Source organism: Streptomyces sp. NPDC107517 (assembly GCF_055582645.1).
Genome location: NZ_JBVJPM010000015.1, coordinates 43942 through 53776, shown reverse-complemented (window position 1 = coordinate 53776; position 9835 = coordinate 43942). Strand labels below are relative to the sequence as shown.

9 protein-coding genes are annotated in these 9835 nt (G+C 73.0%); 7 read left to right on the top strand and 2 right to left on the bottom strand.

Annotation, left to right across the window (positions count from 1 at the left end; genetic code table 11):
• The first annotated feature begins 301 nt into the window (after window positions 1-301).
• Both ACZ67T_RS29775 and hemW read left to right on the top strand, forming a co-directional pair.
• Window positions 302-2254: a SpoIIE family protein phosphatase gene (locus tag ACZ67T_RS29775; RefSeq protein ID WP_469988087.1), complete on the top strand. Its 1953-nt coding sequence runs from the start codon at window positions 302-304 to the stop codon at window positions 2252-2254.
• Between the two features lie 54 nt (window positions 2255-2308).
• Window positions 2309-3541 (top strand): radical SAM family heme chaperone HemW, encoded by a 1233-nt coding sequence (gene hemW, locus ACZ67T_RS29770; RefSeq protein ID WP_469988086.1) that lies wholly within the window; start codon window positions 2309-2311, stop codon window positions 3539-3541.
• A gap of 19 nt (window positions 3542-3560) precedes the next feature.
• Here the strand turns inward: hemW and ACZ67T_RS29765 are convergent, their stop codons facing one another.
• Together ACZ67T_RS29765 and ACZ67T_RS29760 are read right to left on the bottom strand one after the other, a co-directional pair.
• Window positions 3561-4445, bottom strand: a complete 885-nt coding sequence (locus tag ACZ67T_RS29765) for a DUF3097 domain-containing protein (RefSeq protein WP_469988085.1) — start codon at window positions 4443-4445, stop codon at window positions 3561-3563.
• A gap of 34 nt (window positions 4446-4479) precedes the next feature.
• Window positions 4480-5211, bottom strand: a complete 732-nt coding sequence (locus tag ACZ67T_RS29760) for an MBL fold metallo-hydrolase (protein WP_469988084.1) — start codon at window positions 5209-5211, stop codon at window positions 4480-4482.
• A gap of 121 nt (window positions 5212-5332) precedes the next feature.
• Here ACZ67T_RS29760 and hrcA point away from each other — a divergent pair, with 121 nt between their 5' ends.
• The 5 genes from hrcA to ACZ67T_RS29735 all read left to right on the top strand — a co-directional run bounded on the left by hrcA (window position 5333) and on the right by ACZ67T_RS29735 (window position 9824).
• Window positions 5333-6349, top strand: coding sequence for a heat-inducible transcriptional repressor HrcA (hrcA, locus tag ACZ67T_RS29755; RefSeq protein ID WP_100594252.1), 1017 nt, complete (start codon window positions 5333-5335; stop codon window positions 6347-6349).
• The gene (gene dnaJ, locus ACZ67T_RS29750) at window positions 6350-7486 is read left to right on the top strand and encodes a molecular chaperone DnaJ (RefSeq protein ID WP_469988083.1); all 1137 of its coding nucleotides are present in this window, start codon (window positions 6350-6352) and stop codon (window positions 7484-7486) included. It begins immediately after the preceding gene.
• 112 nt (window positions 7487-7598) lie between these two features.
• A complete protein-coding gene (locus tag ACZ67T_RS29745) occupies window positions 7599-8672 on the top strand; it encodes a nitronate monooxygenase (protein WP_469988082.1) in 1074 nt (357 codons plus the stop codon).
• Window positions 8669-9412, top strand: coding sequence for a 16S rRNA (uracil(1498)-N(3))-methyltransferase (locus ACZ67T_RS29740; RefSeq protein ID WP_469988081.1), 744 nt, complete (start codon window positions 8669-8671; stop codon window positions 9410-9412). The genes ACZ67T_RS29745 and ACZ67T_RS29740 overlap by 4 nt, the downstream gene beginning before the upstream one ends.
• 19 nt (window positions 9413-9431) lie before the next feature.
• A complete protein-coding gene (locus tag ACZ67T_RS29735; RefSeq protein WP_469988080.1) occupies window positions 9432-9824 on the top strand; it encodes a VOC family protein in 393 nt (130 codons plus the stop codon).
• The last annotated feature ends 11 nt before the right edge of the window (window positions 9825-9835 follow it).

Below are 9835 nucleotides of genomic sequence, written 5' to 3'. Positions count from 1 at the left end.
TGGCTGCCGCGCAGCTCGACGCGCCGAGTCGGGCCGCCAGGCCCTCCCCGGTCTCCGGGGCCCTGGTGAAGGCGCCGTGCCGCGCCGACGTCCTCGCGGCGAGCAGCGCACGCAGTTCGGTGCGGCGAGAAGCGCACGCGGTTCGGTGGCCTCGATCCGGCCCGGATCGAGGCCACGTGTAGCACTGTTCTCGCTCATGGTGGCCCACTTCGGTAACTCGGTGCTTATGGGCGGGATCAGTCTGTCACTCTGTTCCGTGTCGCCTGAGGCGTCATCGCCCGAACTGCTCAGGAGCCGCACCGTGGGGTCCATTCCGCTGCAACGGGAGACCACGTACGCCACCGACGAGCCCTCCCGTCCCCCGGGAGCACCGGCCGTCGTGCGGACCTCGCTGCCCGGAAACCCCCTGGCCCCGGCTGCGGCGCGCCGCTTCGTACGGGGCGCTCTCGCCGACTGGGCCGAGCTCGGACCGACCGCCACGTCCGGCGGCGGCGACCGGCTCGCCGACGACGCCGTGGTCGTACTCAGCGAACTCGTCACGAACGCCGTGGTCCACGCCGGCACCAATGTCGAGCTGCTGTGCCGCCTCGAAACCGGTCACCCCGACGACCCGGACGGCGCGTGCGGGCCCACCGCCCTCGTCATCGAGGTCTCCGACCATCACCCCGCCCGCGCCGTCCGCAGCGACCGCATCGACATGGGCCCCGACACCCCCGAGTGCGGGCGCGGGCTGCGCCTCGTGGCCTCTCTCTCCGACGCCTGGGGCATCACGTACCAGCCCGGCACCAAGACCGTCTGGGCCCGCCTCCCCGTCGACGAGGCCGGCCGGCGCGGCGACGACCCCGAGGCGTACCCCGGCGCAAGAACCTTTCAGCGCGGGCTGCGCGCCGCGGACTTACTGGCTCCCACCCCGCGCCGCTTCCCCCATGACCAGGACTGGGTCAACCGGGGGGCGCTCTCCTTCCTCGCCGAGGCCTCCGACCTGCTCGCCGGACAGCTCGACGAGGACCAGGTCGCCTCACTCGCCGGACAGATGCTGGTGCCGCGCATGGCCGACTGGTGCGCCGTCTGGCTCGACGACGAGGACGGCAGGCCCGACCGGGGCGCCGCCGACCGTGCGGGCCGTGGCACCGGCGCCCTCGCCTCGCCCCGCCTCGCCCGCGTCTGGCACACCAGCGAGAACCGCATGGAGGAACTCCGCAAGATCCTGGAGAAGGACCCGCCGCAGCCCACCGACGCGGCGCGAAGCGCGGCCGTCCCCGTGCCGTGGCCCTTCGAGAGCCTCGGCGGCGACCCGGCGGGCGCCGCGCTCGCCTACCGCCTCAGCGCGGGCGGCCGCGCGGTGGGCACCCTCCTCATCGGACGAGCCGGTCTGACGCGCTTCCCCGACGAGGTCACCGGCCTCGTCGAGGACTTCGCCCGCCGCGTCGCCCTCGCCGTCAGCGCGGCCCGCCGCTACACCCGGCAGGCCACCATCAGCCGCATCCTCCAGCGCGGACTGCTGCCCTCCGCCGTCGCGGAGATCCCCGGCATCGAGTCCGCGCTCGTGTACGAGCCGCGCGACGCGGGCGGCCCGGGCGGCGACTTCTACGACGTGTTCCCCGCCGGCGACGGCCGCTGGTGCTTCGCGCTCGGCGACGTCCAGGGAAAGGGCCCCGAGGCGGCCGTCGTCATCGGCCTCGCCCGGCCCTGGCTGCGGCTGCTCGCCCGCGAGGGCTACCAGGTCGCCGAGGTCCTCGACCGGCTCAACCGGCTCCTCCTCGACGACGCCACGGAGGCGGCCGACGCGGCTGCCCGCGCGCTCGCCGCCGCGGGCGGCCAGGGCCTCGCATCCGAGGGCGCGCCCCGCTTCCTCTCCCTGCTCTACGGGGAGCTGGTGCCCACCGGGGACGGAACGCACTGCACCCTGGCCTCCGCCGGACATCCGCTGCCGCTCCTGCTGCGGCCCGACGGCCTGGTCGAGAGCGCCGCCGAGCCCCAGGTGCTCCTCGGCGTCGTCGACGATCCCGGCTACACCAGTGAGAGCCTCGTCCTCCACGACGGCGACACCCTCCTGTGCGTCACGGACGGGGTGACGGAGCGCCGGGACGGCCACCGCCAGTTCGACGACGGCGACGGCCTCTCCCACGCCCTCGCCGGCTGCGCGGGCCTCACCGCACCTCTGCTCGCCGAACGGATCAGACGCCTGGTCCACGAATTCTCCGAAAGCCCACCGGACGACGACCTGGCGCTGCTGGTGCTGCAGGCCCGGTGAGTCCTCACGGCCGCGGCCGTGAGGACAACCTCACGGCTGCGGGACAATGGGTCCATGCCTTCCGCACTCCCCGACGGTGAGCCCGTCCCCGACGACGGCGCGCTGCCCGCCTCCGCCCTGGCCGGGGCGGCGGACCGGCCCCTCGGGTTCTATCTGCACGTCCCGTACTGCGCCACGCGCTGCGGCTACTGCGACTTCAACACGTACACCGCGACCGAGCTGCGCGGCTCCGGTGGTGTGCTCGCCTCGCGTGACAACTACGCGGACACCCTCGTCGACGAGGTCCGCCTCGCCCGCAAGGTTCTCGGCGACGACCCGCGCCAGGTGCGCACCGTCTTCGTCGGCGGCGGCACCCCGACGCTCCTCGCGGCCGACGACCTCGTGCGCATGCTCGGGGCGATCCGTGACGAGTTCGGGCTCGCGCCCGACGCCGAGGTGACGACGGAGGCCAACCCCGAGTCCGTCGGCCCCGCCTACCTGGAGACCCTCCGCGAGGGCGGCTTCAACCGGATCTCCTTCGGCATGCAGAGCGCCAGGCAGCACGTCCTGAAGATCCTCGACCGCACCCACACCCCCGGCCGCCCCGAGGCCTGCGTCGCCGAGGCGCGCGCCGCGGGCTTCGACCACGTCAACCTCGACCTGATCTACGGCACCCCCGGCGAGAGCGACGACGACTGGCGGGCCTCGCTGGAGGCGGCCATCGGCGCCGGGCCCGACCATGTGTCGGCGTACGCGCTGATCGTCGAGGAGGGCACCCAGCTCGCCCGGCGCATCCGCCGCGGTGAGGTCCCGATGACGGACGACGACGTCCACGCGGACCGCTATCTGATCGCGGACGAGGTCCTCGGCGGTGCGGGCTTCGACTGGTACGAGGTGTCGAACTGGGCCACCACCGACGCCGGGCGCTGCCTGCACAACGAGCTGTACTGGCGCGGCGCCGACTGGTGGGGCGCGGGCCCCGGCGCGCACAGCCACGTCGGCGGGGTGCGCTGGTGGAACGTGAAGCACCCGGGCGCCTACGCCGGACGTCTCGCCGAGGGGCGTTCGCCCGGCGCCGGTCGCGAGCTCCTCTCGGACGAGGACCGGCGCGTCGAGCGCATTCTGCTGGAGCTGCGCCTCCTGGAGGGCTGCCCGCTGTCGCTCCTGAAGCCGGCCGGCCGCGCCGCCGCAGGCCGGGCCCTGGCGGACGGCCTGCTCGAAGCGGCCCCGTACGAGTCCGGGCGTGCCGTCCTCACCCTGCGCGGACGGCTCCTCGCCGACGCGGTCGTCCGCGACCTCGTCGACTGAGGCGGCTCGCGGGCACTCCCTAGGCCGGGTCCGCGGGCAGCGTCACGAAGTCGATCAACTCCTCGACCCTGCCCAGGAGTTCGGGCTCCAGGTCGCGGTAGCTGCGCACCCGCGACAGGATGTGCTGCCAGGCGCCGCCGGTGTTCTCCGGCCAGCCGAGCGCCCGGCACACGCCCGTCTTCCAGTCCTGGCCGCGCGGCACCCGGGGCCACGCCCGGATGCCCACGGCCGACGGCTTCACGGCCTCCCACACGTCGATGTAGGGGTGACCGACGACCAGCGCGTGCTCGCCGGTGACCTGCGCCGCGATCCGTGACTCCTTCGAGCCGGGCACCAGATGGTCGACGAGGACGCCGAGCCGCGCGTCCGGCCCCGGAGCGAATTCGGCGACGATCGCGGGCAGGTCGTCGACGCCCTCCAGGTACTCCACGACCACACCCTCGATGCGCAGGTCGTCGCCCCAGACCCGCTCCACCAGCTCCGCGTCGTGCCGGCCCTCGACATAGATGCGCCCGGCCCGCGCGACCCGCGCCCGCGCCCCGGGGACCGCGAGCGACCCGGAGGCCGTGCGCGTGGGACGTACGGGCGCCGCGGCCACGGGACGTACGAGGGTGACGACCCGGCCTTCGAGCAGGAAGCCGCGCGGGTCCATGGGGAACACCCGATGCTTGCCGAAGCGGTCCTCCAGGGTCACCGTCGGGCCCTGGGCCGTCTTCTCGCAGCGGACGACCGCCCCGCAGAACCCGGTCGTGACCTCCTCGACCACGAGATCCACGTCCGCCGCCACCTCGGGCGCGGCCTGCTGCTTCGTCCAGGGTGGGGTGAGGTCAGGGGAATACTGACGGTGCCGCGGGCCCGAAGGGCCCTCGTGGGAAGGGCGGTGGCGGGAGACGGGTGGGAGCATGGTGCAGACGATAGGAGTGCGAACTGCCGTGCGGTTACGACACGCCGAAACGCGCCGCCAGTGCGGCGCGCTGCGCACGGACAAACTCCGCATTCACCGCGGCTCCGTGCCCGGGGACGTACACGGCGTCCTCGCCGCCCAGTTCCAGCAGCCGGTCGAGGGCGGCCGGCCAGCGCGACGGCACCGCGTCACGGCCCGCCTGCGGCTCGCCCGACTCCTCGACCAGGTCGCCGCAGAACACGACCTCGGGCGTGCCCGGCACCAGGACCGCCAGGTCGTGCCCGCTGTGCGCCGGGCCCACGTTCGCGAGCAGCACCTGGAGCCCGCCGCCCAGATCGAGCGTCCACTCCCCGCACACCCGGTGGTGCGGCACGACGAGCACGTCCACCGCATCGGCCGCCTCCTCGCGCGGCACGCCGTGCGCGACCGCGGACGCCCGCAGTTCGTCGCGGCCCCGCGTGAACACCGTGTCGATGCCCGCGGCGCCGTACACCTCGACACCGGCGAACGCCGCCGTGCCCAGAACATGGTCGAAATGGGGGTGCGTCAGCGCGATATGCGTCACGCGCGCGTGCGGGCCGATGAGGCGCCGGGTGTCCGCCCGCAGCGCCGCACCCTCACGAAGTGATGAACCCGTGTCGATCAGCAACGCCGCCCCGTCGCCCACCACAAGGCCCGTCGTGCAGTCCCAGCCCGCCAGCCGGATCCGCCCCGCCCGAGCGGACAGCTCCTCCCAGCCCACCTCATTCCAGTCCAGGTCGTCCATGGGTCCGACGCTAGCGCCCTTGCCGGGCCCGTACCCACCGGCCGTACACTGACCCGGAGACCATTGGCACTCGGCCGCACCGAGTGCCAGCCGCGGACGACACAGCTGGAGGTGCGCGCGAATGCTCAGTGAACGCAGGCTCGAAGTGCTGCGCGCCATCGTCCAGGACTACGTGGGGACCGAGGAGCCGGTCGGCTCCAAGGCGCTCACCGAGCGGCACAGTCTCGGCGTCTCACCGGCGACGGTGCGCAACGACATGGCGGCGCTCGAGGAGGAGGGCTTCATCGCCCAGCCCCACACGAGCGCCGGGCGGATCCCCACCGACAAGGGGTACCGCCTGTTCGTGGACAAGCTGACGGCGGTCAAGCCGATGACGGGGCCCGAGCGCCGCGCCATCCAGAACTTCCTCGACGGCGCCGTCGACCTCGACGACGTCGTCGGCCGGACCGTGCGGCTGCTCGCGCAGCTGACGCGGCAGGTCGCCGTGGTGCAGTACCCGTCCCTGACGCGGTCCACCGTGCGCCACGTGGAACTGCTCTCGCTCGCCGCCGCCCGTCTGATGCTCGTACTGATCACGGACACGGGCCGCGTCGAGCAGCGGATGATCGACTGCCCGGCGCCGTTCGGCGAGACCTCTCTCGCCGATCTGCGGGCCCGGCTCAACAGCCGGGTCGCGGGACGCCGCTTCGCGGACGTCCCGCAGCTGGTGCAGGACCTGCCGGAGTCCTTCGACGCGGAGGACCGCGGCACGGTCTCGACGGTGCTCTCCACTCTCCTGGAGACACTCGTCGAGGAGACCGAGGAGCGGCTGATGATCGGCGGCACCGCCAATCTCACCCGCTTCGGACATGACTTTCCCCTCACCATCCGGCCCGTCCTGGAGGCCCTTGAGGAGCAGGTCGTGCTCCTCAAGCTCCTTGGTGAGGTAAACGATTCGGGCATGGCCGTACGGATCGGTCACGAGAACGCCCATGAGGGACTCAGCTCCACCTCCGTGGTCTCGGTCGGCTACGGTTCGGGCAGCGAGGCAGTCGCCAAACTCGGCGTGGTCGGACCGACCCGCATGGATTACCCGGGAACGATGGGAGCAGTACGCGCAGTGGCACGTTACGTCGGACAGATCCTGGCGGAGTCGTAAGTGGCCACGGACTACTACGCCGTACTCGGCGTGCGCCGCGACGCCTCCCAGGACGAGATCAAGAAGGCCTTCCGCAGGCTGGCCCGTGAGCTTCACCCGGATGTGAATCCGGACCCGAAGACACAGGAGCGGTTCAAGGAGATCAACGCCGCCTACGAGGTGTTGTCGGACCCGCAGAAGAAGCAGGTCTACGACCTCGGTGGCGACCCGCTCTCGCAGGCGGGCGGAGGCGGGGCCGGCGGCTTCGGCGCCGGTGGCTTCGGGAACTTCTCCGACATCATGGACGCGTTCTTCGGAACGGCGTCCCAGCGTGGTCCCCGGTCGCGCACGCGCCGCGGCCAGGACGCCATGATCCGGCTCGAGATCGAGCTGGACGAGGCCGCCTTCGGGACCACCAAGGACATTCAGGTCGACACGGCCATCGTCTGTACGACCTGCAGCGGCGAAGGTGCCGCGCCGGGTACGTCCGCGCAGACCTGTGACATGTGCCGCGGCCGCGGCGAGGTGTCCCAGGTCACGCGGTCCTTCCTCGGCCAGGTCATGACGTCGCGGCCGTGCCCGCAGTGCCAGGGCTTCGGCACCGTCGTGCCGACGCCGTGCCCGGAGTGCGCCGGTGACGGCCGCATCCGCTCGCGGCGCACGCTCACGGTGAAGATCCCGGCCGGCGTCGACAACGGCACGCGGATCCAGCTCGCGGGCGAGGGCGAGGTCGGCCCCGGCGGCGGCCCCGCCGGTGACCTGTACGTCGAGATCCACGAGCTGCCGCACCCCGTCTTCCAGCGGCGCGGCGACGATCTCCACTGCACCGTCACCATCCCGATGACGGCCGCGGCGCTCGGCACCAAGGTGCCGCTGGAGACGCTCGACGGCCTGGAGGAGATCGACATCCGGCCGGGCACGCAGTCCGGCCAGTCGGTCCCGCTGCACGGGCGCGGCATCACGCACCTGCGCGGCGGCGGCCGCGGTGACCTCATCGTGCACGTCGAGGTCCTGACGCCGACCAAGCTCGACCCGGAGCAGGAGCGCGTACTGCGTGAGCTGGCGAAGCTGCGCGGCGAGGAGCGGCCCACGGGGCAGTTCCAGCCGGGGCAGCAGGGGCTGTTCTCCCGGTTGAAGGACGCGTTCAACGGGCGCTGACCGAGCCCGGCACAGGCAATGAGCAGGGACCACGTCCCCCGCATCACGCGTGGCACATGCCACGCGGAAGGGCCGATTCGGTCCGATGCGGGGGACGTGGCACGATGCGGTCATGTCCCCCACGCTGACCGATCTCTGTCACTATCCGATCGTGCAGGCACCCATGGCGGGCGGTGCCTCCTGTCCGCAGCTCGCCGCCGCCGTGTCGGAGGCCGGCGGGCTCGGATTCCTCGCCGCCGGGTACAAGACCGCCGACGGGATGTACCAGGAGATCAAGCAGCTACGGGGGCTGACCAACCAGCCCTTCGGCGTCAATCTGTTCATGCCGCAGTCCGAGTACGCGGACCCCGCGGCCGTCGCCGTCTACGCCAGCCAGCTCGCCGGTGAGGCCTCCTGGTACGGGACGCAGCTCGGGGACCCGGACTGCGGCCTCGACGACGGCTTCGACGCGAAGCTCGCGATCCTCCTCGACGACCCGGTACCGGTCGTCACCTTCACCTTCGGCTGCCCGAGCCGCGACGTCCTCGACTCCCTCGCCCGCGTCGGCACCCTCACCGCCGTCACCGTGACCACCGCGGAGGAGGCGCAGGCCGCCCAGCGGGCCGGCGCCGACGCGGTGTGCGTCCAGGGCATCGAGGCGGGCGGCCACCAGGGCACCCACCGGGACAACCCGGAGGCCGACGGATCAGGCATCGGACTCATCGCGCTGATCGCCCAGGTCCGCGAGGCCGTACAGATCCCGATCATCGCCACCGGCGGACTCATGCGCGGCGGACAGCTCGCCGCCGTGCTCGCCGCGGGCGCCGACGCCGGACAGTTCGGCACGGCCTTCCTGGTCTGCCCCGAGTCCGGCGCCAACGTCCTGCACAAGCAGGCCATGACGAACCCGCTGTTCGTGCGGACCGAGCTGACGCGGGCCTTCTCGGGCCGCCCCGCGCGCGGCCTCGTGAACCGGTTCATGCGCGAACACGGCCCGTACGCGCCCGCCGCCTACCCCCAGATCCACCACATGACGTCGACGCTGCGCAAGGCCGCCGCCAAGGCGGGGGACCCGCAGGGGATGGCGCTGTGGGCCGGGCAGGGCCACCGGCTCGCCCGTGAGCTGCCCGCCGGCCAGCTCGTCGAGGTGCTCGCGGCGGAACTCGCGGAGGCGAAGGACGCGTTGGGCGCGCGGGGTGCCGCATGACGGCGCCGGTGTTCGTCGTCGACGAGGTGCCGTCCGCCACCACGTTCGTGCTCGACGGGGCCGAGGGACGGCACGCGGTGTCCGTGAAGCGGCTGCGCGCCGGTGAGGACGTCGTCCTGACCGACGGCCGCGGGTGCTGGACCGAGGCGGTCGTGGAGGCCGCCGAGGGCAAGGACCGGCTCGTCGTCACGGCGGGCCCCGCCCGGGAGGAGCCCGCGCAGGCACCCAGGATCACCGTCGTCCAGGCCCTGCCCAAGGGCGACCGGGGCGAGCTCGCCGTCGAGACCATGACGGAGACCGGCGTCGACGCGATCGTGCCGTGGCAGGCCGCCCGCTGCATCACGCAGTGGAAGGGCGACCGCGGCGCCAAGGCGCTCGGCAAGTGGCGGGCCACCGCGCGCGAGGCGGGCAAGCAGTCCCGCCGGGTGCGCTTCCCGGACGTCGCGGACGCCGCGTCGACCAAGCAGGTCGCGGCACTGCTCGCCGGGGCGGACTTCGCGGCCGTACTCCACGAGGACCGCGACTGCGACAGCGGCGCCCTCGCCACGGTGGAGCTTCCCACGGCCGGGGACATCGTCCTCGTGGTCGGCCCGGAGGGCGGCGTCTCGCCCGATGAGCTCGCCGCGTTCGCCGAGGCGGGCGCGCGGCCGTACCGGCTCGGGCGTAGCGTTTTGCGTACGTCGACCGCGGGGACCGCCGCGACGGCGCTGCTCCTCGGCCGCACCGGCCGCTGGTCCTGATCAACCCCGAGGGGAACGCGTGGAACTCGCCCAGGTCAGACTCCTCGTCACCGACTTCCGTGCCTGTTACCACTTCTACGCGCACGTGCTCGGCCTCAAGCCGCAGTCGGGCGCTCAGGACGGCCCGTACGAGAAGTTCAGCCCCACGGCGGGCTCCGCGGGCATCGGGCTCGAGGACCGGGCGCTGATGGCGCAGGTCATCGGCGATCTGAGTGACGCCCCGGACGGGCACCGGTCCCTCGTCGTGCTGCGGGTCGACGACCTGGACGAGTACTGCGAGCAGATCGTCGCGCGCGGCGCCGAGATCCTCCACGGGCCCGCGCCGATGACCGACCGGATGCGGGTCGCCCACCTCAAGGACCCCGAGGACAACATCGTGGAGCTCCAGGAGTGGCTGCTGATGGGCGGCTGACCGCCCTCGCC

What these genes read in the sequence shown, in the direction of transcription:
- hemW (WP_469988086.1), top strand. Translation starts at nt 2,309, where the DNA reads ATGCCTTCCGCACTCCCCGACGGTGAGCCCGTCCCCGACGACGGCGCG.
- ACZ67T_RS29765 (WP_469988085.1), bottom strand. Translation starts at nt 4,445, where the DNA reads ATGCTCCCACCCGTCTCCCGCCACCGCCCTTCCCACGAGGGCCCTTCG.
- ACZ67T_RS29760 (WP_469988084.1), bottom strand. Translation starts at nt 5,211, where the DNA reads ATGGACGACCTGGACTGGAATGAGGTGGGCTGGGAGGAGCTGTCCGCT.
- hrcA (WP_100594252.1), top strand. Translation starts at nt 5,333, where the DNA reads ATGCTCAGTGAACGCAGGCTCGAAGTGCTGCGCGCCATCGTCCAGGAC.
- ACZ67T_RS29745 (WP_469988082.1), top strand. Translation starts at nt 7,599, where the DNA reads ATGTCCCCCACGCTGACCGATCTCTGTCACTATCCGATCGTGCAGGCA.
- ACZ67T_RS29740 (WP_469988081.1), top strand. Translation starts at nt 8,669, where the DNA reads ATGACGGCGCCGGTGTTCGTCGTCGACGAGGTGCCGTCCGCCACCACG.